This is a genomic window from Synechococcus sp. H55.7, assembly GCF_047462395.1.
Classification (GTDB): Bacteria; Cyanobacteriota; Cyanobacteriia; order Thermostichales; family Thermostichaceae; genus Thermostichus.
On the sequence record NZ_JANSJD010000011.1, the window covers coordinates 79,991 to 101,417 of the forward strand.

Genomic DNA, 21,427 nt, shown 5'->3' on the forward strand with positions numbered 1-21,427 from the left:
TGCCTACTTGGGCTGTTTGTAGGCGGCAATGCTACTGGCAATGATCGCCTCGGCTTCGGCCAAGCCTTTCCAGCCCAAGATTTGGGTTTCCTTCTTTTCCAGGCGCTTGTAGGTGGCAAAAAACTCCGCAATCTCATCCAGGCGGTGCTGGGCAATGTCCTCCAGCTTGGTTACCGAAGCGTAGCGGGGATCCTTAGCGGGCACACACAGCAACTTCTCATCCGGATCCCCGCCGTCGATCATCTGCAGCATGCCCAACGGGCGCACCGTGACCACACAGCCGGGGAAGGTGGGCTGATCCATAATCACCAAGCCATCCAAGGGATCCCCATCTCCGGCCAGCGTGTTGGGCACAAAGCCGTAATCGTAAGGATACTGCACCGAGGAGTAGAGCACCCGATCCAGCGCCATCGCCCCCATGTCCTTGTCGAACTCATACTTGTTTTTGCTGCCGCCGGGGATCTCAATCAAAATGTTGAGCAGGCCGGGCTTCGGTTGGGCAGGGATCCGCGACAGGTCGATCACAGCAGGCACCCTCAAAGTGGGAATAGACAGCCAGAGGGTATTTTGACATACTCCCTGCCGCAAAAGATAGAGGGACGCTTTGCCGGGAGCAGCCAACCGGCGAGGCAGGCTCCTCAGCCGGCCTTCACATCCCTTCTCCCCCCATCGGGAGGTGCCCCATCCTCGATAAGACCGAAGACTTGGCCTTCGCCCCCAAGCATGCGGGATCCCGATCCAGCTTTTCGATCAATTGCGGACACACTCCCCGGGCAAGATTCGAACTTGCGACCAATCGGTTAACAGCCGACCGCTCTACCGCTGAGCTACCGAGGATTAAGCGTTTTCCATCATAGGAGAAAAAAGCACCGCTAGGCAACTGCCGATGAGGAGCTCTTGGGTGGCCTTGGGATCCCCAGTTCAGATTGTGCGTGGGTTTGTCAACCCTGCTCTAGCGGAAAGTCCGGGAAAACGTCCTCGTCAACCGGACGGAAGCCATTACAATAGGTTACGGACATTCGCCAGCACCCCCTCATGGACTTCGGAGTCGGATTCCTCTCCAACAACGTCATGCTGCCGATCCTGGACTTTTTCTATGGGATCGTGCCCAGCTATGGACTGGCCATTATCTTCCTGACGTTGGTGATCCGCTTTGCTCTCTACCCGCTCAATGTCGGATCCATCCGCAACATGCGACGCATGAAGGTGATCAACCCTGTCATGCAGCGGCGGATGCGAGAAATCCAGGAGCAGTATCGGGACGATCCGCAAAAGCTGCGCGAAGCCCAGGCCAAGCTGTACAGCGAGCTGGGGGCCAATCCCTTAGGGGGCTGCCTGCCGCTGCTCATTCAAATGCCGGTGCTGTTTGCCCTGTTTGCCACGCTGCGGGGATCCCCCTTTGCCGCAGTGACCTACGACGTCAACTTGCAGATCCTGCCGGCGGAGGTGGCGGCTGAGGTGGTGCCCGCTCCCTACGTTAGCCCCAGCAAGAACATTTTTGTGACCGATTCTCTCCATAAGCCGGTGGTGCTGGTGGTGCCTAAGGGTACCAAGATCGCCGTCGGGGAAGAGGTGCAATTTTTGCTGCAGGGGCCGGGGGGCAAGCCCTTTGAGCAGTTGGTGACAGAAGCAGGTGGGGATCCCAACCTGTTGCAGCCCACCTGGAAGATCACCAAAGGGGAAGATCGCGCCCAGATCCAGCCAGACGGCACCTTGCTGGCCCTGCAGCCGGGGGACGTGACTGTGCAAGTGTCGATTCCCGGTTTGGCCTCGGATACCGGTTTCCTGTTCATCGACAAGTTGGGCCGTGTGGGAGCCTTTGACCCGGATGGCACCATCCACTGGGACATCATTGCCATGATCGTCATCTTTGGGGTGTCCATTTACCTGAACCAGTACCTGACGAACGCCGGACAGGATATGGGCAAAGAGGATCCCAGCCAGAGTTCCATGGCTCGTGTTACCCCGGTGCTGTTCTCGGCGATGTTCCTGTTTTTCCCGTTGCCGGCGGGGGTCTTGCTCTACATCCTCGTCTCCAACATCTTCCAAACGGTGCAGACTTTCTTGCTCTCGCGGGAGCCATTGCCGGAGAACTTGCAGCAGTTGGTGGAAGAGGAGCGCCGTCGGGCTGCCCAGACAATAGCGGTGGAGGCCAAGGAAGTGGAGAAATCGAGCAAGCCCAGGGCAGCCAAGGAAGGCCGTGAATCCCTGCCCTTTGAGCCCTAGGGAAGCCTAGCTGCTGGGGTGGACTTGTTGAGTGTTGATAGCTCACTTTCAACGTTGGAAGCTGCCCAAGATGAGCCGCCCTAAGTCTTCTACGGGATCTGCCGCTAAGAAATCTGACTCCCCCAGCAAGTCCACCTTTGTGGCCAACCAAGAGCGAGCCAAGCAGTGGTTGCAGCAGGTGCTGATGGCCATGGGGATCGCCGCGGAGGTGCGGGTGGTGGGTGAGGTGTTGGAAATCGAGGCGGCTTCTTTGACTTCGGATCAGAAGCAACTCCTGCTCTCCAAGGTGTCTGCATCGCCCTTGCCGTCTTCCAAAGAGGCCGGTCTGGAGGAAGAGCGCTCTCCTGTGGTGCTGGATGCGTTGCAATACCTGGCCAACACCCTTCTCAACCTCAACCTGCCGGAAGACCAGCAGCAGCCCTATATTTTGGATCTGGACGGCTATCGTCAGCGGCGTTTGCAGGAGCTGAAGGCTTTGGTGGCTGCTGCTGTGGAAAAGGTGAGAGCCGGTGGCCGCGAATACGAGTTTCCAGATCTCTCGGCTGCTGAGCGGCGGCAGATCCACACGCTGCTGAAAGACCCTGCCTACGCCGATTTGGAAACCTTCAGCCGTGGTAAAGAGCCCGACCGTCGTCTGGTGATCCGACTGGCTTCCTCGTCCTGAAAATTTGGGCCGCGACCCGTTGCGCTCTCTTGCTACCCTGACAACAGGGATCCCTGCTACCCAAAACGTGCGAAGGAGGGGGCGCGATGTTAAGGCCCATTCGTCTATCCGATCTGCGGCAGATGCCAGGTCAGACCCAGGCGTTGCAGTTCAAGCAATTTTTTGCGGGCTTTGAGAGCTTGACCCCTGTCGAGGGATCCCTAGAAGTCAGCCATCGGGGCCACTTTCTCGAGGTCAGTGCCGAAGCCCACACCATTGTGACTCTCACCTGTCACCGTTGCCTACAGCAGTTTAACCACCGGCTGCATCTGGCAGTTGAGGAGATCATCCTGATCCGGGAGCCCAGTTCCGAGCCTCTGCCCTTGGAGCTGGAATTGCAAGACGAAGCAGATCTGCTGGAGAGCCTGCCCTGCAATGGTGAGCTGGATGTCGAAGACTGGATGTACCAGCACCTACATCTGCAGATGCCCCGCCAGTTGCCCTGCCGTCCCGATTGTCCGGGCATTGGGGTGGAATCTCCCGCGCCGGCGGTGGATCCCCGCTGGGCAGCTTTGGCCTCTTTCTTGAAAGATTCTCCCTAGCTTTTTTGAATGTTGCGTCCACAAGTTCTCTGGCGTTTTGCTCGGCCTCACACCGTCTATGGCACCAGCGCCAGCGTGCTGGGCCTCTACCTGTTGGCGGGGTTCGTGGCTGCCGGATCCCTGCAACCGGTTCTCTCGGCGCTGCCCCAATTGGGCTTGGCTTGGGCGGCCTGTTTGGCGGCCAACGTCTACATCGTCGGCTTGAATCAACTGACGGATGTGGAAATCGATCGCGTCAACAAACCCCATTTGCCCTTGGCTGCCGGATGCCTGAGTTGGCGACAGGGGCTGGGGATCGTCGTGGCTTGTGGGGCGGCGTCCCTCCTGCTGGCCGCGGCTGGGATCCCTTACCTGTTGCTGACGGTGCTGTTGAGCAATGGGATCGGCACGGCCTATTCGTTGCCCCCCTTGCGTTTGAAGCGGTTTCCGCTGGCGGCCTCGGCTTGCATTTACAGCGTGCGCGGTTTGATCGTCAATTTGGGCCTTTACAGCCATTTTCAGCAGGTGATGCAAGGAAGGGTCGAGCTTTCTGCTCCGATTGTTTGGCTAACGGGATTTATGTCGATTTTCGGCTTGGTGATCGCCCTTTTTAAAGATATTCCCGACATGGAGGGGGATCGCCAGTTTGCCATTGCCACCTTCTCATTGCGCTTTGGGCCAGAGCGGATTTCAAGGTTTTGTATCACCATTTTGGCCTTTTGCTATCTGGGGTTTATCGGGGTGGGGATCTCCTTGCCCCTCGCGGGCAACGGCCTCTGGCTGTTGATGGGTCATTTGTTAGGGCTGGGGATCCTCTTAGGCTATGGTGTCCACCTCGATCTCAGTCGCCGAGATGCGATCGTTGGTTATTATCAACTGATCTGGAAGTTGTTTTACTTAGAGTATTTGCTTTATCCTTGGGCTTTTTTCTCTTTTTTCTAGAGCATTTTCCTGTAGCTAAGGATCTGCCCAAGCTCAGGCCAGAAAAAACCTAGAGATACCGCTTCATTTGGACTCGAAAGCGGCCTTTCTTTGTTTCGGCTACCTCTTCAATTTGCAGCCGGCCGCGGCCACGAATGGCGATCCAATCCTGAGGGCCAACGGTGTAGCTGGCTTGGGTAATGGGCTTCCAATTGACCCGCACTTCCCCCCGTTGGATTTCTTCCACCATCTTGCTGCGGGAGATGCCGAACCCGGCTGAGGCCACTGCATCCAAGCGCAAAGAGGCTTCCACGCTGGTGATGGATTTGACGCGGGGGGGTTGAACTTTCAACTGGCTCAGAGGGATCCGGCTCACTTTGACAGGCACCGTGCGCACCTGAGTCAGGTTGAGGCTGAGATAGTCCACCAGTTCGGGCACCACAATGGCCTGGGCACCTGAGTCTCCCAACACGAGGATGTCTCCCACCTTCTCGCGGGCGATGCCGGCTGCCAACAAGGCTCCCAGAAAATCCCGGTGGGTGGCCGGGTCGAACAGGAAGTTGCCTTGAATCTGCAGGGCGGCCAAGGGGATCCCTTCTTGATCGGGCTTTGGATCCCCGACCTCCAGACTCACTTCAGAGCGAGCCAGGGCCAAGCGTTGGCGCTCTGCCTGGGGGTACCCTCCCCAAGCCCACACTTGGAGTTCGGTCAAGTTGCGCAGCCGAGCTTGCACCTCGGCTAGTTCGGGTGGGGAAAGGAAGTCGCTCCAGACCACTTGCCAGGTTTTGAGGGCTTGGTCTCCCCAATCCAAGACCCGTGCCAGGGTTTCTCGATACTCTGCCCCTTGCAGTAAATCGGCTTTGGGTAGCATTTTGGGGTGCTTCGACTTTGTAGCTCAGTCCCGTTTTTCCCATGCTAAGCTAGATACCCGAAATCCTGGCGGGCGTAGCCAAGCGGTTAAGGCAGAGGATTGTGGATCCTCCATTCGTGGGTTCGAGTCCCATCGTCCGCCCTTTCCCAGCCAGCCCTCACCTCTCTCCCAACGTGAGAGATGAGTTCATCCGCAGCTCAAGACCAAGGTTCCCACGGCGTCAATGGCAGCCGTCCAACCGGCGTCGATTACCGCAGTTGCCTCCGGCATCTCGACGATCGCCGGCCCGCGCAGTTGAAACCCCACACCCATGCGCTGCCGATCGTAGACCGGCACTGACCGCATCTGGCCGCCCATCCAGGCCTCTCGCCGCCCCTTGAGGGGATCCCCTGGCAAAGGGCAAGGTGCAGTCAGAGGCACGGTGGGCAGAGCCTGCACCGCCCGCAGACGCAACTGGATCGCCTCCACCGGCTGGGCCGAATCCTGCCAGCCATAGCGCTGCCGGTGGGCCTGGTGAAACTGTTGTTCCAGGCGAGCAATCGGCTCTGACAGGTGCACCGGGATCTCCAGCTCGAAAGACTGGCCGCGATAGCGCAAGTCCAAGCTAAAGTGCAGCGCCGGCTCTTGTAAGTCGGCTTGGGCCTGGCGGATCAGGGGTTCTGCCCACTGGGCTAGCAGGGATCCCCCTGAATCCGACGCCAGCCGCTGCAAGGGTTGTAGGATAGCCCGCCGGTAGTCCCGCCGCAGATCGGCCAAAGCCATGCCCAGTGCCGAGAGCACGCCACAGGCAGCCGGGATCAAGATCTTGCGGATGCCCAGCTCTTCCGCCAGAGCACAGGCATGCATGGGCCCAGCTCCACCAAAGGCCAGCAGGGCAAAATCGGCAGGATCCCAGCCCCGCTCCACGCTGATCACCCGCAAGGCCCGTGACATGGCAGCGTTGGCCAGGGTGCGAATGCCAACGGCAGTTTCCTGCAAGCTCAAGCCCAAGGGATCCGCCAGCGTGGCTATGGCTTGTTCCGCCAGCTCCCGCCGCAACTGGACGGAGTCGCCCAACCGACCGCCATCCGGCAAGTACCCCAGCCAGAGGTTGGCATCGGTCACCGTGGGAGCCGTTCCCCCTCGGCCGTAGCCGGCCGGCCCGGGGTTGGAGCCGGCACTCTCCGGCCCCACCTGCAGCCCACCGCCCGGCAACAAAGAGGCCAGGGATCCGCCGCCGGCGCTGACGGTGTGGATATCGATTTGGGGCTGCTGCACCGGCAGGCCGCACACCACCGCTGACGGGCTGACCTGAGGGATCCCATCTTGGATGAGGGCTACATCGGTGCTGGTTCCCCCCATATCGAAGCTGAGCAAGTGGAGGTAGCCGCTCAGGCGACCCAGATAGGCCGCCCCGTAAACCCCACCTGCCGGCCCCGAGAGCAAAGCCACCGAAGCGTGGGCCGCCGCCTGGGCAATCGAGGTCACCCCGCCGGAAGACTGCATGATCAAGGGTTGGGGGATCCCTCTCTCTCGACATCCTGAATCCAAGCGGTGCAGGTAGCCCGCCAGCGCCGGGCTGAGGTAGGCATCGAGGGCGGTGGTGCTGAAGCGCTCGTATTCCCGAAACTCCGACGCTACCTCGCAAGACAAGGAAACGTGCAAGTCAGGGAAAGCCTCTTTCAAAGCGGCTCCCAGCCGCTGCTCATGCTCTGGGTAGAGAAAGGAAAACAAAAACCCCACCCCCACGGCGCGGATCCCGTCCTGCCGCACCCGCTCGCCCACCGCCTGGATCACGCGGCGGATCTCCTCCTCGGTCAGCGGCTCCAACACCCCGTCCACGCTGCAACGCTCCTTCACCTCCAGGCAACAGTGGCGGGGTACCACCGGCTCCGGCTTGGGCTGCGTCAAGTCATACAGAGAGGGGCGGTTTTGACGGCCAATGGCCAGCACATCGCGAAAACCCGCCGTGGTCAGAAACAGGGTGGGGGATCCCTTGCGCTCCAGCAGCGCGTTGGTGGCCACCGTCATGCCATGGCAGAACAAGTCAACCCAGAGCCCCCCTTTGAGCGCACCCAGCTTGTCCAGCGCTGCCAAGACCCCCTCCTCAGGGCTAGGTGTAGAGAGCACCTTCGCCGTCTGAATCTGGCCATCCTGCAAGAGCACCAGATCGGTAAAGGTGCCGCCCACATCGATCCCCAAGCGAGCCCAGCCTCGGCTTGCTGTCATCTGATCCAGATTGGTCGGATGTGACATACTCCCGACTCACGCCTAGTGATTTGGTACCTTGAAGCGGGGCTTGCCGGAACTGTCACCCTTATCGTATCTTCCCATAGGGCATTCCCCCAGCGCCCTGGCTCTGATCCCGACAGCCATCCTGAGGATAGGGTGCGGGGTTTCCCGCCAAAAAAAGATCCCCAAGAGGGGATCCCAATCGAGCCGATCACCAATCGGTTGGATTGCCGAGACTTTTACTTGTTGGGCTGAGGGGTGACCCGCAGGTAGGGCTTAATTTCCTTGTAGCCTTTCGGGAACTTTTCTTTGAGCACTTCCGGATCTTTCAGCGAAGGCGGGATAATGACATCGTCGCCGTCTTTCCAGTCGGCAGGGGTGACGACGCTGTACTTATCCGTCAACTGTAGAGCATCGATGGCCCGCAAAAGCTCGTCGAAGTTGCGGCCCGTGCTGGCCGGATAGGTGAGGATGAGGCGTATCTTCTTGTTGGGATCGATAACGAACACCGAGCGCACCGTCAAGGGCAGCCCTTCTTGGTTGAGGTTGGTTTGATCCAACATGCCGTAGAGCTGCGAGACCTTGCGGTCAACGTCCGCCAAAATTGGGTAGGTCAAGGTAGCGTTCTGGGTTTCCTCAATGTCTTTCACCCAGCCAACGTGGGAGTCCACATCGTCCACACTGAGGGCCAGCACCTTCACCCCTCGCTTTTCAAATTCGGGCATCAGCTTGGCAACAGTACCCAGCTCGGTGGTGCAGACCGGCGTGTAGTCGGCAGGGTGGGAGAACAACACTACCCAGCTATCCCCGGCCCAGGAATAGAAGTCGATTTCGCCGTGGGTGGACTTTTGCGTAAAATTGGGAGCCGTATCGCCAAGTCGGAGAGACATACGCTCTTTCTCCTCAGTAAAGGGTTCAGTCCGGTGAGGTCAGGATCCGGATCCTTGCGCTCGATCCGTCTGCTGTCTATTTTGCCACAAAAACTCCACTTTTCCGAGCGGATTTTAGGTGATTTTAAGATCATCGCCAACTTGTCCGCAAGGTGAGAAGCCCTTTCCTAATGTGAACAATTGTTGTGGGCAGTCTTAACATTCTGTAGTTTCCTTACAGGCTGCAACGGCGGCGTGCTAGGGGTATTGTAGACAACAGAATCTAGGTTCTCTGCTGAGGTCATGGGATCGATGGAAAGCCCAGAAGCAGCTACACCTTACAGCCTGGCCACCCTGTGGGCCCAAAAATATGTAGACAAGTTGCGGGCACAGGCGGCCTTGGGCGAGCTGCCAGGTACCCAATTAGCCGACAAAGTAAAGGGATCCCTGCGCTTTGCCAGCTCCCAGGCCTGGGCCAAGACGGAGCGGCTCTTGGCTGCTGAAATCCCGAGGCAGCGGCTGGATCCGGACTTGATCGATCCCTGGCAAATTGCCGAGGATTCCCGCGAGTTATTTGAAAAGGCAGCGGAAAGTTGGGGGGAGGGCCTCTCCCCGGCCCGCTTTTCGGTAAAGATCGCGCCGTTCTGTGGACGGCTGCGGGCCCGCTACAGTGAACGGGATCCGCGGGTGCTGGGCTTTTTAAGTATGCAATTCCACTACACGGGGCAAATGGTCTCGCAAGCCTTGTCACCTCAGGAGCGCGGCCTCTTCCAACCTTACTTGAAGGTCATGGACGACCACCTGTACATGCCCCTACAAAGAATGTATGAGAATGCCGCCGCCCATGCAGGCGATACCTTTTCCGCCCCCCTGGCTGCCGTGCAAGAGCTCTTGCCCCTGATTACCGGTGTGGCAGAGTCTATCTGTGCTGAGGTGGCGCAGCGTTTTCCGAACTATCACTGTGAAAGCGGCCTCTTGGCGGATCTGGAAGTGCGGATCTCCAGCATCCGCGATGTGGAGATGTTCCAGGTGTACCTGGGCCTCTGTGCCTTAGAAGGCAGTGTGATGGCTGTGCAGCAGGAGCTGTTTCCCCTTTGTGTGATGCTGTACCCCCCTTTGAAGGTGGAGTGGAAACTGGTGCGGCAGATGCTGGAGCTTTTGGGCGAGGCGCTGCGCTTTCAGCTCACCCCGGCCAGCTACACTGTCCTGCTGCCTTATCTGCGAGCCGTGCAGGGCATGTTCTCGCTGGAGGTTTTCCCCGAAAGCGACCTGCTCTGGAGCCATCATCCCGATGTGCTGCGCTATATGGGAACGGCGCAGAACCTGTTGCAAGAACTGATGGGTCAAAAAGTCACTTAAAAATCCTCACGCTTGTCCACTTCTGTCTTTGGAGCAGGACAGGCTGTTAGGCTAGCGCTATTCAAACCCGCTGGGATCTACGGATTGTCCAGGAAAAGGTTGGGATCCACCAGATCGGCCACAAATTGGTGCAGGATGGGCAGGTAGCGCTCCCCGACCACCTGGAGCAAGTTGTTGTGATCGGCTCCCTCGATGGGCACCAAACGCTTGGGATCCCGTGCTGCTTGGTAAAGGGCTTCGGCATGCCAGAAGGGGATCAAGCGATCCTGAGTGCCGTGCAAAATCAGCAGCGGACAATTGATCTGGGCAATGCGGCTGAGGTTGTCGAAGCGATCAAAAGGCAGCAGGGAGATGCGGGTCAAGACGCGAAAAGCGGTTACAAAGGTGGATTCCAGGATCAAGCCACCCACCGGCTTTTGGGCTGCCAAGTAAACTGAGGGCCCACCTCCCACCGAGCGTCCGTAAAGCAAAATCCGCCCCGGCGGGATCCCCTGAGCTAGTAGGTAAGCGTAGGCCGCTTCAATGTCTTTGTAGGCGCCGGCCTCGGAAGGGATCCCTTCGCTGGTGCCGTAGCCGCGGTAGTCGTAGGCCAAGACGCTAAACCCCCCCTGCTGCAGCTTCCTCAGGCGCGGCAGGATATCCCCCAAGTCCTCGGCGTTGCCGTGGCTGTAGAGGAGGGTATAGGTGGCTGCGGGATTGGGCAGGTAGACTGCCGAAATCTGCAGGCCATCGGCGGTGGTGAGCTTGAGAATGGCGTCCCCATCCTGGTAGCTGGCGGGGCGGGGCAAAAAGATCAGCCGCTCTGATTGAAATCGGCCCAGCCAGAGCAGGTAGCCGTATACCCCTAGGCCGATGAGCAGCAAGGATGGCCCCAGCCGCAGTCCCAGAAAGGGCTTACTCATTGCTCCTTCCCCTCACCCCCAACCCCTCTCCCAGAGGGAGAGGGGGGCGGCGACGTCGAGCACTTCAGGATTCGGCTGGCAGGGCAGAACATTTCCAGAGGCAAACCCCAATCCAGTTAACCAAAGTATGGGCGACGATGGTTACCAACAGGTTTCCCGATAGCCACACGCCCAGCCCCAGGAGGATGCCCACGGCGCTGGCCCAGACGGCATAGGGCCAACCCTGCCACTCTAGCCAGTGCAAAACCCCAAACAAGAGGCCGCTCAGGAGGATCCCGCCTGTCCACCCCAAGGGGCTGGCCACTAGGGATCCCATCAGCACGCCGCGAAACAGCCATTCCTCGCTCCAGCCCGGCAGCACCCCCACCCAGAAGATATCCCGCCATTGCAAGGGATCCGCCACCAGGTGCAAGTAGGCGGAAGCCGCCCGGCGATAGGCCGGCCAAAGCCAGTAAGCCCCGCCGCTAAGCAGCGCCACCCCCAGCCCCAGCGCCGCTCCCCAGGCGACGGCCAGCGGATCCCAGCAAAAGGGCACGCGGAGGGATCCCAGCCACATCCAGAGGCCGGCGATGAGGGCCAGGATCAGGCTGGTGAGGCCCATCCCGATCAAGATCTGTTGGCGGGTACAGGGTTGCATCTTGGCACTCATGGGAGGAGCCTATTTCCAGCGTAGGGCGAATTCCGATAAGAACGGCTGCCCGAATCCACACTGGCAGCGGGGAAGACTCTCAGTTGATGCTCTCCCCAGCTCTAGAGAGCGTGGTTTGCGCCGCCATTGCCTCGGTCAAGGGGGTAGGAGCTTGGGATCCCCCCTCTCCCTTAAGGCAAGTGCTGCCTCAGCAACTGGGCGTGCTGGGCCGATCGCTCCACCCAAACGGCCACTTGGTCAGGGCTGAGGGCCGGTCCGTCGGCATAGCAAGCCAGCCAAGCCCGGTGCAAAGCTTCGGGATCCTCTGGGATCGCCTCGAGATCCCAGCCGGGCATGCCCAATTCCCCGAGTAGCGTTTTTACCTTGGGATCGTAGCTGAGGCCAAAGCAGGCGCAACCCTCAGCCGCCGCCATCACCAAGCCGTGGTAGCGCATAACGATTGCCAATTTCACCCCCCGAAAGACCCCCTTTAAAAGATGGGGATCCCGAATCTCCAACACCTGGCTGGGGCCGGGCAGGCGCTGTTGCAGCTGTTGCGCTAGGCGGTAGTCTGGCCCCAGGTCGGGGGATCTGGGAGGAGCCAGTTGGAAGGGCAGCAAAAGGAGATAGGCCCCCGTCGAGACCTGGAGGCGCCTCAAGCCTTCCGCCAAAGTCTCAAGTCGCGCTGGAGTGAGCTGGGGATGCTGCCGCAAGACCACGGCAATGCGGGGCTGAGGCCATCTTTCCCACTCCGGCAGGGTTTTGGCGGGCAGGCCCCAAACCGGATCCGGGGCCACCTGATGGGGGATCCCCCAGTCTCGCAGCCATTGGGAGGCAACGGCGTCGCGCACACTGATGGCCGTACAACCTGCTAGAGACCGGCGGGCCAGCTCGCGGATCCAGCCCCGCTGCAAGGGGCCGATCCCCTGGGCCCACGCCAAGGTCTTCAGCCCCCGCCGCTGGGCCCAGAGCATCAACCCCAGATAGTAGAGCGGGCTGCGCCAACTGGTGCGATCCTGCAGCAGGCTGCCCCCACCCCAGATAAAAGCTTGAGACTGCCTCAGATAGCGCCGCAAAGCCCATCCATCGAAGCGCGGGCAGGCCATCACTCCATAGGTGGCAGCCGTTTCCGCAGGGCAGGGAGAAAGCACCGCCGGCTGTACGGGGTTGGGCAACTGCCGGAGCTGCTGCAGCAGAGCCAGCAACAGGGCCTCGTCGCCGGCATTACCGTAGCCGTGGTAGCCACATATCAAAACCTGGGGCTGCTTCATCGAGCCCACTTGGCTGAAAGAAGCTGGCCTGGGATCGCTAGATGGCAAGTTTAACAAGACTAGTTTGATAAGGTTCTCCTGAGCCATTGGGTTAAATCGGCCAGGGTTTGAAAGTCGAGCAATGCCTCCGCCAGCGCTTCCAGTTGCTCAGTGGGCAGGTGACAAAGGGTCTCAGATAGGTGTTCGGGCAAGGGCCCCAGTTTGCGCCGCAGTTGATTTAAAGTCAGCCGAGCTGCCTCCTGCTGCAGACCCTGTTGCAGACCCTGCTGTAGACCCTGTTGTAGGCCTTGTTTCAGGCCTTCCTCTCGCCCTTCCTGGAGGGCTTCTGCCCGCCACATCTGGTAGATCACCGATTCCCGCACAGACAAACCTCCCAGCACCCTGCTAATTTCCTCTGGTGTCCATGGGATAGGGATCCCCGTTGGAAAGAAGTTTGGTACACCCGTTCCGACTGGGTTTTTCTCAGGTAGACGACAACCTGCCGCACCTCCTGGGCAGGATAGCGGCGATACAGGCGCAGGCAGTAGTCTGCCATGCGAAAGGGGATCTCGGGATCCGGATCGGTCTGGAATTCGAGGTGCAGGATCAAGTTTTGGGCCCTCAAGAGGATGAGGGAATCGGCTCTGATGGGCTCGCTGGAGAGCTCTGTTGGCTGGATTTGGGCCAAGGGAACCGGGGATCCCAGTAGCCAGCGGGCAAAGGAGTCGGGAAACCACTCTACCAGGTACTTGCAGACGTTGTCGTAGGCCATGGGATCCCTTGGCTGGCCGGGATCAGCCGTAGTAGCCTTGGTTGATGCGGTTTTCCAGTTGGTTGGCCCCCTCTTGGTACTCCCCAAACACGAAGTTCTCCGCGTTCGCCTTGATCAAGGCCTTCTGCTGCTCCGTCAATTCTGGGATCTGCAACATGTCCTCCAGGCTGTTGTAGGGAGCATTTTTCACCAGAATACGGGCCAGGGTGGGATAGAAGCCGGGCAACTGGCGGTAGTTGCGCAGGATGGTGTTGTTCACATCGATGGGAGTGTCAAGATGTTTCACCGGCGGAAGCTCTGCCGCCACGGCCGGGATCCCCAAGGGGGCCAAGCACAGACAGAGCATCAACAGGATAGACACCAAAGCAGACAACAGCCGACGCATAGCACCACCTTTGCAGACAAGGTTGAAAGCAGTCATGACAACGCTCAGGGGATAGGTCGCTAACATTCTCCGACCATTCAGTGTCTCATCCCCGCTACCCCGAATCGAGACCCAGATTCAGATTTGGATCCCGTCAGAAACAATTTTTAACAACTATGATCGGGGAATAGCCTTTTGGCGGCTGACCAACTGCTCATCGCTTTTGTTTTGCCCCATGTCCGACTCCACCATCCTCCATCCCCTCAGCCCCTCTCTCTCTGCCGTCGATCCAGAGCTGGAGCTGCTAGAGCAAAGAGAACTCTTCGTCTGGCGGCACATCGGGCCGGACGCCCAGCAAATCCGTCAGATGTTGCAGGCCTTGGGGCTGAGCTCTCTACGGGAATTAGTGGATAAGGCGGTGCCGGCGGCGATTCGCAGCAGCCGACCCCTGCACCTGGGATCCCCCAGCAGTGAGCAGCAAGTGTTGGCAGAACTGAGGGCAATGGCGGCCCAGAACCAGGTGTGGCGCTCCTTTTTGGGCATGGGCTATTCCAACTGCCTGACGCCGCCGGTGATCCAGCGCAACATTCTGGAGAACCCCGGCTGGTACACCCAGTACACCCCCTACCAGGCGGAGATCGCCCAGGGGCGGCTAGAGGCCCTGCTCAATTTCCAGACGATGGTGATCGATCTAACAGGCATGGAGATCGCCAATGCCTCCCTGCTGGACGAAGCCACTGCTGCCGCTGAGGCTATGAGCCTGGCCTACGCCCTGGCAGGCAAGGGATCCCAGGTCTTCTGGGTGGATCGCGGCTGCCATCCCCAGACCATTGCCGTCGTGCAGACGCGGGCAGAACCCTTGGGGATCCAGGTGCGCGTGGCAGATCCTTCCCAGTTTGAGCTTGGGAACGGCTTTGGCGTGCTCTTGCAGTATCCCAACACCTATGGAGAGATCCGGGATTACCGCAAGCTGGTGGAGCAGGCCCACCAAAGAGGGATGGTGGTGGCCGTAGCTGCTGACTTGCTCAGCCTGACTCTCTTGCAACCGCCAGGGGAGTGGGGGGCAGACATTGTGGTGGGATCCACCCAGCGCTTTGGGGTGCCCCTGGGCTACGGCGGCCCCCACGCTGCCTACTTTGCCACCCGCGAGGCCCACAAACGGCTGCTGCCGGGGCGGCTGGTGGGGATCTCCCAAGATGCCCAGGGCAGGCCGGCCCTGCGCCTAGCCCTACAAACGCGGGAGCAGCACATCCGCCGCGACAAGGCCACCAGCAACATCTGCACCGCCCAGGTGCTCTTAGCGGTGGTGGCCTCCATGTATGCCGTCTATCACGGCCCGCGCGGCCTGCGGCAAATTGCCGAACGCATCCATCGCCAGGCCCATCACCTGGCCGCCGGGATCCGGGATCTGGGCTACAGGGTGGGGCCAGAGTATTTCTTCGATACCTTTTGGGTGAAGGCAGAGTCCCCCGAACAGGTCGGCCAGATCCAAGAGCGGGCCGCCCAGCGGCGCATCAACCTGCGGCGGATCGACGAGACTACCCTGGGGATCAGCGTGGACGAGGCCACAACCTCTCAAGATCTGCGCGATCTCTGGGAAATCTTCGCTGGCTCCAAGGAGCCAGCCTGGGATCCCGAAGGCCTGAGTTCGGATCCCCACCAAAGCCTGCCGCCTCAGCTCTTGCGCACCACCCCCTACCTCACCCATCCGGTGTTTAACCGCTACCACTCGGAAACGGAGCTGCTGCGCTATATCCACCGCCTGCAGAGCCGGGATCTCTCCCTTGTCCACTCCATGATCCCCTTGGGCTCCTGCACCATGAAGCTAAACGCCACAGCCGAGATGCTGCCCATAACCTGGCCGGAGTTTGCCCAGCTCCATCCTTTTGCGCCTCTGGAACAAGCTCGCGGCTATCAAACCCTCTTTGCCCAGTTGGAGCGAATGCTGGCAGAGATCACGGGCTTTGCCGGCGTCTCCCTCCAGCCCAACGCCGGATCCCAGGGGGAATATGCCGGCTTGCTGGCCATTCGTCGCTACCACCAGGCCCGCGGGGAAAGCCAGCGCCAGGTGTGCCTGATCCCCACCTCCGCCCATGGCACCAACCCCGCCAGCGCTGTCATGGCCGGGATGCAGGTGGTGAGCGTGGCCTGCGACAGGGCCGGCAACATCGACCTCGAAGACCTGCGGGCCAAGGTGGAGCAGCACCGGGAACGGCTGGCTGCCCTGATGATTACTTACCCCTCCACCCATGGGGTGTTTGAGGAAGGGATCCGCGAGATTTGCCAGATAATCCACGAGGCCGGGGGGCAGGTGTACATGGATGGGGCCAACCTCAACGCCCAGGTGGGCCTCTGCCGTCCTGCGGAGCTGGGAGCCGATGTCTGCCATCTCAACCTGCACAAGACCTTCTGCATCCCCCACGGCGGCGGCGGGCCGGGGGTGGGGCCTATTGCCGTTGCCCGTCATCTCCTGCCGCATTTGCCCGGCCACCCGTTTTTGCCTGGTTGCAACGGCCCGGTCAGCGCCGCCCCCTGGGGCAGCGCCAGCATCCTGCCCATCTCCTGGGCCTACATCCGCCTCATGGGATCCGCCGGCCTCACCCTAGCTACCCAAGTGGCCCTCCTCAACGCCAATTACATCGCCAAGCGGCTGGATCCCTACTACCCGGTGCTCTACAAAGGGCCAGGGGGATGGGTGGCCCACGAGTGCATCCTGGATCTGCGCCCCCTCAAGAAAAGCGCCGGCATTGAGGTCGAGGATGTAGCCAAGCGGCTGATGGACTACGGCTTCCACGCCCCCACCATCTCCTGGCCAGTGCCGGGGACAATGATGGTGGAACCCACTGAGAGCGAATCCCTAGAAGAGCTGGATCGCTTCTGCGAGGCAATGATTGCCATTCGCCAGGAGATTGCTGCCATTGAGCGGGGCGAGATGGATCCCGTGCGCAACCCCCTTAAACTTGCCCCCCACACCGCCGAGGTAGTGGTCACCGATCACTGGGATCGCCCCTACCCTCGCTCCCTGGCCGCCTATCCCCTCCCGTGGGTCAAAGACCGTAAGTTCTGGCCCAGCGTCAGCCGCATCGACAACGCCTACGGAGATCGCCACCTGGTGTGCAGTTGTCAGCCCTGGCTGGAAACCCGATCCTTTAACAGTGACGTCGAAGGATATCTGCTTTGACACGCCCGATCTCTTTTCCTGCCGCCGAAGTGGATCCCAGGGCTTGGAGCCTTGAGGAAAAAGTTGGGCAACTGTTCCTGGTTTATTTTGAGGGAGCCGAGTTTTCCCCTGCCCTCGAGGAGATGATCCGGAACTGCCACGTGGGCGGTCTGATCTTCTATTCGATTGCCGGAAACATTCAAACGTTGCCCCAGGTAGCCCAACTCATTGCCGCAGCTCAAGCACAAGCCCGTATCCCCTTGTGGATAGGCATTGATCAAGAAGGGGGGCCGGTGGCGCGCCTCACCGAGGGGGTAACCGTGTTTCCCAGCGCCATGGCGGTGGCAGCGGCGGGATCCCTGGCGAAGGCGGAAGCGATGGCCCGTGCGGTGGGAACGGAGCTGAAAAGTTTGGGGTTTAACCTCAACTTCGCCCCCGTTGTGGATGTGAACAGCAACCCCCACAACCCCATTATCGGCATCCGCGCCTTTGGGTCGGATCCGAAACAGGTAGCGGACTATGGCCTGGCCCTGTGGCGTGGCTACCGGCAAGCCGGGATCCTCTGCACGCCCAAACATTTTCCCGGCCATGGGGACACCGACCTCGATTCCCACCTGGGGTTGCCGCGGGTGGATCGCCCTCTGGAGGCGCTACAGGCCACGGAGCTGCGCCCGTTCCAGGCTTTGATCCGGGCAGGCACAGAGGCGATGATGACGGCGCATGTGGTGATGCCGGCCCTGGGATCCGCTAGCGCTACGCGACGCTTCCGCGAACGCGACAGCAGGACGCAGTCTTTGCGGCCGGCGACGCTGGATCCTGAGGTGGTGTCGGGTTGGTTGCGGCAGAAGCTGGGGTTCAAGGGGCTTGTTCTGACGGATTCCCTGACCATGGGGGCCGTTGCCCGCAGCTATGGCATTCCCAAAGCGGCAGAACTGGCCTTCCGGGCAGGGGCCGATGTGCTCCTATTTGGGGCTGATCCCGGCTTTAGCCCGGCCATCCAAAAAGAAGCCTACGCCCATCTGCTGCAACAGTTTCGCGCTGGGCGTTTGTCAGTTGAACAATTGGATCGGTCGGTGGAGCGGATTTTGAACTTGAAGCGGCGCTACGGACTGGGATCCCCCTGCCCCCCTTTCCCCTCTGCCGACCTGGAAGAGCACCAAGCGCTGGCCCGCCAAATCGCTCAAGACAGCATCACGCTCCTGCGGGGATCCCTGCCCCCTTTGGCCCCCGACCCGCTGCTCATCACTCCTGTGCCTCTTCTGGGGGATCTTCTCCAAAACGCCCGGCCTGCTGCTCAAATTCTCAAGATCAGCCCAGAGCCTACCCCTGAGGATTGGCAAACAACCCTGCAAAGGGCGCCAAGAGCTGACCAAGTGCTGGTGGGCTCCCTTGATCTATTTCGTTACCCACTTCAGAGGGAGTTGCTGGGATCCCTTCCTCCCGAAAAGGTGATCGGGTTGGCTTTGGGATCCCCCTACGATGCCTTTGCCCTGCCCCAGATCCCGGTTTATTTGGCCTGCTATGGCTCTACCCCTGTCTCGCTGCAGGCGCTGCTCCAGGTGTTGCTGGGGCGGATCCCGGCCCGGGGTCGCTTGCCGGTGGAATCCCTTAGCAGCGGTCGAGGCTGCTGATGTTGCGCCGCGCCAGGGTGGGCACTGTTCGCTTCACCAAGCCCGTCAGGACATTGCCGGGGCCGATTTCCCACACCTCTTGGATGCCGTCGGCAGCCATCTGCAGCACTGTCTCTCGCCAGCGGACAGGGGCGGTCATCTGGGACAGCAGCGCCTGCTTGAGAACCGCGGGATCCCGGCTGGGGGTGGCGTTGCAGTTGCTGTAGACCGGCACCCGTGGGGGCCGAAAGTCAACGGCGCGCAAGGTATGGGCAAACTCATCGGCAGCAGCCTGCATCAAGGGCGAGTGAAAGGCGCCGCTGACTTTGAGAGGAACGGTGCGCTTGGCCTGCAACTGCTCACAAACAGCCTGCACCCCCTCGACCGAGCCGCTGATCACCACCTGATCCAGGCTGTTGTCGTTGGCCAGGGTGACATCAGGGATCATCTGGCACAGGTGCTCCAGCTTGTCGCGATCAAACCCCATCACCGCCGCCATGCTGCCCGGCGGATCCCCTGCGGCTTCCATCAATCGGCCCCGCAGCGCCACCAGCCGCAGGCCAGTCTCAAAATCAAATACCCCAGCGGCGTAGAGGGCGCTATATTCTCCCAAGCTGTGGCCGGCTGTGCAGGCGGGAGCCTGCCCCTGGGCATAGAGATAGTCCGTCAGCAGGGCCGACACCGTAAACAAAGCCGGCTGCGTGTAGACAGTTTGATGGATCTGCGCTTCCGACAGCGCCAAGGGATCCCATCCCAGCATCTCGCGGGCCCAAGCCAACTTCTGGGCCGCCCCTGGCCAATCTTGTAAGTCTTTTCCCATCCCCACCGCTTGGGATCCCTGGCCGGGATAGATCCAGGCAACGGTCATCAATTCATTTCCCCCAACGAAAGACAATCGCTCCCCAGGTGAGGCCGGCGCCAAAGCCCGCCATCACCCCCAGATCGCCAGCGCTAAACCGTCCTTGGTCGATCCAGGTGGCCAAGGCAATCGGCACCGAAGCGCCGGAGGTGTTGCCGTACTGTTCCAGGACGCTGGCCACCCGTTGTGGATCCAACTGCAAGCGCTTGGCCACGGCATCGAGAATGCGCTGGTTGGCCTGGTGGATAAAGTACCCCTGCACCGCCTCCGCCGGGATCCCGGCCCGAAAGAGAGCTTTCTCGATAATCTCCGGCACCACCTGGACGGCAAATTTGTACACCTCGCGGCCATTCATGGCAATGGGGCAGCAGCGGTATTGACCCACCTGCAGGGATCCCACCAGGGGCCTGGCCTCGGTGGCCATGGACAAGCTGAGCAGCTCGCTGCCGCTGCCATCGCTGCGCAGCTCAATGCCGAGGATGCCGCCAGCTCCCGCTTCCCCCGCTTCCAGCACCACCGCCCCCGCCCCATCCCCAAACAGGACACAGGTGGTGCGATCCGCCCAATCCACCGTGCGGGAGAGGACATCCGCCGCCACCACCAGCGCCCGCCGGTACAGACCGGTTTGCAAAAACTGCGCTGCTGTGGCCACGGCAAACACAAACCCTGTGCAGGCTGCCGTCAGATCAAAAGCCACCGCCCCCGTTGCCCCCAGCGCCGCCTGTACCTGTGGAGCCGAGCCGAAGCGATCGACGGCGGTGGAAGTGGCCAGCAGGATCAAATCCAATTCTCGGGGCGGGATCCCGGCTTGATCCAGAGCGGCCCTTGCCGCCTGAGCCGCCAAGTCCACCAAACTCAAGTGGGGAGGGAGAATACGGCGTTGACGGATACCAGTGCGGGGCCAGATCCACTCATCGGAAGTTTCCACAATCTGGCTGAGGTCTTCGTTGCTCAGGCAAGGCTCCGGCAGGGCAGCCCCCACCCCCACCAGCCGCACCGTTGGGAGGCCATTGCTGGGCATGGACGCTATCCTTCCACCCGATCCAAAGGTCGCAGAGGCAGCACCTCTGAGCTGCAGTCAGAGGCAGACTGAAAAGGCCGGGCGCGCCGCTCGGAACTGAGATGAGACTCGCGAGGATCGGCCATTTCCGCTTGCAGTCGCTGCAGGATTTTTTGCTCCGCCGCTTCTTTGGCCAAACGAATGGCATGGTAGACCATCGGCGCCTTGGAGCTGCCGTGGGTAATGACGCAGATGCCGTTCACTCCCAGCAGCAGAGCGCCGCCGTATTCCACATAGTCCATGCGCCGCTTCACCTGCTTAAGGTTGGGCCGCAGCAGCCAGCAGCCCAGCTTGCCGCGCCAACCGCGGGGCAGCTCCTCCCGCAGCACCTGGGTGATCACCTGGCCGACGCTTTCGGCAAACTTGAGCAGGGCATTGCCGACAAAGCCGTCGCACACCACCACGTCAAACTCCCCGGTCAGCACGTCCCGCCCCTCGGCATTGCCGGCAAAGTGGATCCCTGGCAACTGGCTCAAGCGCTGGTGAGTAGCCAGGGCCAAGTCGTTGCCTTTGTTGGGCTCCTCGCCGATGTTGAGCAGGCCCACCCGCGGCTTCTCGATCCCCAACACACACTGGCAGTAAAGGGATCCCATGCGGGCAAACTGTTCCAAAAAGCGGGGCCGGCAGTCTACGTTGGCGCCCACATCCAAAAGCAGCACCGGCTTGCCCTTCAAAGTGGGCAAAAGAGCGCCGATGGCGGGACGGTCGATTCCCCCCAGTCGGCCCAAATTGAGGTAAGCTGCAGCCATCGCTGCCCCGGTGTTGCCGGCGGCCACCACCGCATCCGCCTGGTTGGCCCGCACCTGTTGCATCGAGACGTTGATGGAGGCTTTGGGCTTCTTGCGCACCATCAAGGGCTCTTCTGCCATGCCCACCTTGTCCTCAGCGGGCACAAGGGTGATCCCGGCGGGCAAGGGCTGGGGCAGAAAGGGCTTCAGGGAATCCGGGCAACCCACCAGTGCGATCCCGACCCGAAGCTGTCGATGGGCCAGCAAGGCACCCTTGACGATCTCCTCGGGAGCATAGTCACCCCCCATCGCATCAACCGCAATTCGCACGAGCCGACCTCACATTGGAATGTCCTTGGCAACCGCAAGCAAGAACCGGAGCAAAGCGCAACAAGCTCTGCAGTTCCCCTGCC

General features: G+C 60.7%; 20 protein-coding genes and 2 tRNA genes. 8 read left to right on the forward strand and 14 right to left on the reverse strand.

Going from position 1 to position 21,427, the window contains the following annotated elements; genetic code table 11:
- Window positions 1-3 precede the first annotated feature (3 nt).
- Together NW851_RS07275 and NW851_RS07280 are read right to left on the reverse strand one after the other, a co-directional pair.
- Window positions 4-522 carry an inorganic diphosphatase gene (locus tag NW851_RS07275; RefSeq protein WP_414332700.1) on the reverse strand — a complete coding sequence of 173 codons (519 nt, stop codon included), beginning with the start codon at window positions 520-522 and terminating at the stop codon, window positions 4-6.
- Between the two features lie 243 nt (window positions 523-765).
- Window positions 766-837, reverse strand: a tRNA-Asn gene (locus NW851_RS07280).
- A 198-nt stretch (window positions 838-1,035) separates the two neighbouring features.
- Between NW851_RS07280 and yidC the strand changes: the two genes are divergently transcribed.
- From yidC to NW851_RS07300, 4 genes are all read left to right on the forward strand, one after another.
- Window positions 1,036-2,226 (forward strand): membrane protein insertase YidC, encoded by a 1,191-nt coding sequence (gene yidC, locus NW851_RS07285; RefSeq protein WP_414332667.1) that lies wholly within the window; start codon window positions 1,036-1,038, stop codon window positions 2,224-2,226.
- 70 nt (window positions 2,227-2,296) lie between these two features.
- A complete protein-coding gene (locus NW851_RS07290; protein ID WP_414332669.1) occupies window positions 2,297-2,890 on the forward strand; it encodes a protein jag in 594 nt (197 codons plus the stop codon).
- 86 nt (window positions 2,891-2,976) lie between these two features.
- Complete coding sequence (locus NW851_RS07295; protein WP_414332671.1) at window positions 2,977-3,471, forward strand: YceD family protein; 495 nt, start codon at window positions 2,977-2,979, stop codon at window positions 3,469-3,471.
- A gap of 9 nt (window positions 3,472-3,480) precedes the next feature.
- The gene (locus NW851_RS07300) at window positions 3,481-4,392 is read left to right on the forward strand and encodes a homogentisate phytyltransferase (RefSeq protein ID WP_414337444.1); all 912 of its coding nucleotides are present in this window, start codon (window positions 3,481-3,483) and stop codon (window positions 4,390-4,392) included.
- A gap of 49 nt (window positions 4,393-4,441) precedes the next feature.
- Here NW851_RS07300 and NW851_RS07305 read toward each other — a convergent pair whose 3' ends face one another.
- Window positions 4,442-5,242, reverse strand: a complete 801-nt coding sequence (locus NW851_RS07305) for a photosystem II S4 domain protein (RefSeq protein WP_414332675.1) — start codon at window positions 5,240-5,242, stop codon at window positions 4,442-4,444.
- Between the two features lie 68 nt (window positions 5,243-5,310).
- On the opposite strand from NW851_RS07305, the gene NW851_RS07310 reads away from it, so the two are divergent.
- Window positions 5,311-5,383, forward strand: a tRNA-His gene (locus tag NW851_RS07310).
- A 45-nt stretch (window positions 5,384-5,428) separates the two neighbouring features.
- On the opposite strand, the gene NW851_RS07315 is transcribed toward NW851_RS07310, so the two are convergent.
- Together NW851_RS07315 and NW851_RS07320 are read right to left on the reverse strand one after the other, a co-directional pair.
- A complete protein-coding gene (locus NW851_RS07315) occupies window positions 5,429-7,477 on the reverse strand; it encodes a hydantoinase/oxoprolinase family protein (RefSeq protein ID WP_414337446.1) in 2,049 nt (682 codons plus the stop codon).
- 215 nt (window positions 7,478-7,692) lie between these two features.
- The gene (locus NW851_RS07320; RefSeq protein ID WP_414332679.1) at window positions 7,693-8,343 is read right to left on the reverse strand and encodes a peroxiredoxin; all 651 of its coding nucleotides are present in this window, start codon (window positions 8,341-8,343) and stop codon (window positions 7,693-7,695) included.
- 282 nt (window positions 8,344-8,625) lie between these two features.
- Here NW851_RS07320 and NW851_RS07325 point away from each other — a divergent pair, with 282 nt between their 5' ends.
- Window positions 8,626-9,681 (forward strand): hypothetical protein, encoded by a 1,056-nt coding sequence (locus tag NW851_RS07325; protein WP_414337448.1) that lies wholly within the window; start codon window positions 8,626-8,628, stop codon window positions 9,679-9,681.
- Between the two features lie 77 nt (window positions 9,682-9,758).
- Here NW851_RS07325 and NW851_RS07330 read toward each other — a convergent pair whose 3' ends face one another.
- From NW851_RS07330 to psbU, 6 genes are all read right to left on the reverse strand, one after another.
- Entirely contained in the window at window positions 9,759-10,583 is an 825-nt protein-coding gene (locus NW851_RS07330; protein ID WP_414337450.1) for an alpha/beta hydrolase, read from the reverse strand.
- Window positions 10,584-10,647: 64 nt separating this feature from the next.
- Window positions 10,648-11,232 (reverse strand): lysostaphin resistance A-like protein, encoded by a 585-nt coding sequence (locus tag NW851_RS07335; protein ID WP_414337452.1) that lies wholly within the window; start codon window positions 11,230-11,232, stop codon window positions 10,648-10,650.
- A gap of 170 nt (window positions 11,233-11,402) precedes the next feature.
- The gene (csaB, locus tag NW851_RS07340; RefSeq protein ID WP_414337454.1) at window positions 11,403-12,482 is read right to left on the reverse strand and encodes a polysaccharide pyruvyl transferase CsaB; all 1,080 of its coding nucleotides are present in this window, start codon (window positions 12,480-12,482) and stop codon (window positions 11,403-11,405) included.
- Window positions 12,483-12,541: 59 nt separating this feature from the next.
- Complete coding sequence (locus tag NW851_RS07345) at window positions 12,542-12,844, reverse strand: DUF4351 domain-containing protein (RefSeq protein ID WP_414337457.1); 303 nt, start codon at window positions 12,842-12,844, stop codon at window positions 12,542-12,544.
- A complete protein-coding gene (locus tag NW851_RS07350) occupies window positions 12,829-13,233 on the reverse strand; it encodes an Rpn family recombination-promoting nuclease/putative transposase (protein ID WP_414337460.1) in 405 nt (134 codons plus the stop codon). The genes NW851_RS07345 and NW851_RS07350 overlap by 16 nt, the downstream gene beginning before the upstream one ends.
- Before the next feature lie 22 nt (window positions 13,234-13,255).
- On the reverse strand, window positions 13,256-13,618 hold the full coding sequence (gene psbU / locus NW851_RS07355; protein ID WP_414336235.1) for a photosystem II complex extrinsic protein PsbU: 363 nt from the start codon (window positions 13,616-13,618) through the stop codon (window positions 13,256-13,258).
- Between the two features lie 214 nt (window positions 13,619-13,832).
- Between psbU and gcvP the strand changes: the two genes are divergently transcribed.
- Both gcvP and NW851_RS07365 read left to right on the forward strand, forming a co-directional pair.
- Window positions 13,833-16,778 (forward strand): aminomethyl-transferring glycine dehydrogenase, encoded by a 2,946-nt coding sequence (gene gcvP / locus NW851_RS07360; protein ID WP_414337463.1) that lies wholly within the window; start codon window positions 13,833-13,835, stop codon window positions 16,776-16,778.
- On the forward strand, window positions 16,775-18,388 hold the full coding sequence (locus NW851_RS07365) for a glycoside hydrolase family 3 protein (protein WP_414337466.1): 1,614 nt from the start codon (window positions 16,775-16,777) through the stop codon (window positions 18,386-18,388). Before gcvP ends, NW851_RS07365 begins: the two co-directional genes overlap by 4 nt.
- Here the strand turns inward: NW851_RS07365 and fabD are convergent.
- From fabD to plsX, 3 genes are read right to left on the reverse strand one after another with little or no spacing between them, the layout of a single operon-like run.
- Window positions 18,366-19,235, reverse strand: a complete 870-nt coding sequence (fabD, locus tag NW851_RS07370) for an ACP S-malonyltransferase (RefSeq protein WP_414337468.1) — start codon at window positions 19,233-19,235, stop codon at window positions 18,366-18,368. The two genes, NW851_RS07365 and fabD, sit on opposite strands and share 23 nt — an antisense overlap.
- 4 nt (window positions 19,236-19,239) lie before the next feature.
- Complete coding sequence (locus NW851_RS07375; protein WP_414337471.1) at window positions 19,240-20,247, reverse strand: beta-ketoacyl-ACP synthase III; 1,008 nt, start codon at window positions 20,245-20,247, stop codon at window positions 19,240-19,242.
- A gap of 5 nt (window positions 20,248-20,252) precedes the next feature.
- Window positions 20,253-21,344, reverse strand: coding sequence for a phosphate acyltransferase PlsX (plsX, locus tag NW851_RS07380; RefSeq protein WP_414335101.1), 1,092 nt, complete (start codon window positions 21,342-21,344; stop codon window positions 20,253-20,255).
- Window positions 21,345-21,427: the final 83 nt, after the last annotated feature.

Bases quoted from the DNA above. Each gene is read 5' to 3' on its own strand.
- NW851_RS07295 (WP_414332671.1), top strand. From the start codon at position 2,977: ATGTTAAGGCCCATTCGTCTATCCGATCTGCGGCAGATGCCAGGTCAG.
- fabD (WP_414337468.1), bottom strand. From the start codon at position 19,235: ATGACCGTTGCCTGGATCTATCCCGGCCAGGGATCCCAAGCGGTGGGG.
- NW851_RS07350 (WP_414337460.1), bottom strand. From the start codon at position 13,233: ATGGCCTACGACAACGTCTGCAAGTACCTGGTAGAGTGGTTTCCCGAC.
- NW851_RS07335 (WP_414337452.1), bottom strand. From the start codon at position 11,232: ATGAGTGCCAAGATGCAACCCTGTACCCGCCAACAGATCTTGATCGGG.
- yidC (WP_414332667.1), top strand. From the start codon at position 1,036: ATGGACTTCGGAGTCGGATTCCTCTCCAACAACGTCATGCTGCCGATC.
- NW851_RS07330 (WP_414337450.1), bottom strand. From the start codon at position 10,583: ATGAGTAAGCCCTTTCTGGGACTGCGGCTGGGGCCATCCTTGCTGCTC.
- NW851_RS07305 (WP_414332675.1), bottom strand. From the start codon at position 5,242: ATGCTACCCAAAGCCGATTTACTGCAAGGGGCAGAGTATCGAGAAACC.
- csaB (WP_414337454.1), bottom strand. From the start codon at position 12,482: ATGAAGCAGCCCCAGGTTTTGATATGTGGCTACCACGGCTACGGTAAT.
- NW851_RS07320 (WP_414332679.1), bottom strand. From the start codon at position 8,343: ATGTCTCTCCGACTTGGCGATACGGCTCCCAATTTTACGCAAAAGTCC.
- psbU (WP_414336235.1), bottom strand. From the start codon at position 13,618: ATGCGTCGGCTGTTGTCTGCTTTGGTGTCTATCCTGTTGATGCTCTGT.
- NW851_RS07315 (WP_414337446.1), bottom strand. From the start codon at position 7,477: ATGTCACATCCGACCAATCTGGATCAGATGACAGCAAGCCGAGGCTGG.
- NW851_RS07290 (WP_414332669.1), top strand. From the start codon at position 2,297: ATGAGCCGCCCTAAGTCTTCTACGGGATCTGCCGCTAAGAAATCTGAC.
- NW851_RS07300 (WP_414337444.1), top strand. From the start codon at position 3,481: ATGTTGCGTCCACAAGTTCTCTGGCGTTTTGCTCGGCCTCACACCGTC.
- NW851_RS07325 (WP_414337448.1), top strand. From the start codon at position 8,626: ATGGGATCGATGGAAAGCCCAGAAGCAGCTACACCTTACAGCCTGGCC.
- gcvP (WP_414337463.1), top strand. From the start codon at position 13,833: ATGTCCGACTCCACCATCCTCCATCCCCTCAGCCCCTCTCTCTCTGCC.
- NW851_RS07375 (WP_414337471.1), bottom strand. From the start codon at position 20,247: ATGCCCAGCAATGGCCTCCCAACGGTGCGGCTGGTGGGGGTGGGGGCT.